General features: G+C 38.9%; 3 tRNA genes and 1 rRNA gene. All 4 read right to left on the reverse strand.

The features are described 5' to 3' along the window. Positions 1 to 107 (reverse strand): 23S ribosomal RNA (locus HC723_RS16845); the annotation flags it as partial. Between the two features lie 591 nt (positions 108 to 698). After that, positions 699 to 774: transfer RNA gene (locus HC723_RS16850), tRNA-Val, on the reverse strand. Between the two features lie 26 nt (positions 775 to 800). Continuing rightward, a tRNA-Ala gene (locus HC723_RS16855) sits at positions 801 to 876 on the reverse strand. 44 nt (positions 877 to 920) lie between these two features. After that, a tRNA-Lys gene (locus tag HC723_RS16860) sits at positions 921 to 996 on the reverse strand. Between the last annotated feature and the right edge of the window lie 49 nt (positions 997 to 1045).

The raw sequence follows: 1045 nt of genomic DNA on the forward strand, positions 1-1045 counted from the left end.
AGACTCAAGTGGCTTTTACTGCCTTATCTACGCTTATCGCAAGTTAATACGTCCTTCATCGCCTCTGACTGCCTAGGCATCCACCGTGTACGCTTATTCACTTAACCATACAACCCAAAAGGGTCTTTACATCGATTTTTTAGCATCTACTTTGTTGAAAGACTTGATTGCTTGGTCATGTAGCGAGCTACACTCCTGTCGCAATAAATTCTTTCGCCGCGTATCTGCGTCAAAACCTGTGTAAACACTCATCAAAGATGAGCCGTATGTTTAACACACTAAGGTTTAGTTTTTTGTTTATTCAAGAGGGTAATCTTGAATAAACGATTTGCCGGACTCAATAGTTTGTTTAATTTACATTAAACAAAGAATACAACTCTTTTTTGTTTTACTTTTTTTAAAAAAAAGTAGAAGCAAAAAAGCAAGACACTTGAATGTGTGTTGTTACTCATCACTTGCAAGCAAGTAATAAGATTGAGAACTTTTATTTTGAATAACTTAATTGTTACAGCCTGAGCTGTTTTATTTTACTTTTTCAAAAGTAAAAACCAATTAAGCTATTCAGTCAGCTTTCCAAATTGTTAAAGAGCAAAGAGTTATTTTTTTTACAAACGTAACACTTTTTAAAGGCTTTCAGCTACAAGAAATCCCATTCAATAAAAATTGAATGCGAAACATTATAGAAAACACTTAAAGAGTGGTGGGCGATACCGGGCTCGAACCAGTGACCCCCTGCTTGTAAGGCAGGTGCTCTCCCAACTGAGCTAATCGCCCTTATATTTTAATTCCTAAGGAAGGAATGGTGGAGCTATGCGGGATCGAACCGCAGACCTCCTGCGTGCAAGGCAGGCGCTCTCCCAGCTGAGCTATAGCCCCAAATTTATTTTCTTACCAAAAGTAAGCATTTTCATGGGAGAAAATGGTGGGTCGTGCAGGATTCGAACCTGCGACCAATTGATTAAAAGTCAACTGCTCTACCAGCTGAGCTAACGACCCATTTTACTACTCTCTTAATCAAAAGGAGAGAAGTGGTATCCCGTAGGGG

Source organism: Vibrio sp. S11_S32, assembly GCF_014694465.1.
Lineage (GTDB): Bacteria > Pseudomonadota > Gammaproteobacteria > Enterobacterales > Vibrionaceae > Vibrio > Vibrio algicola.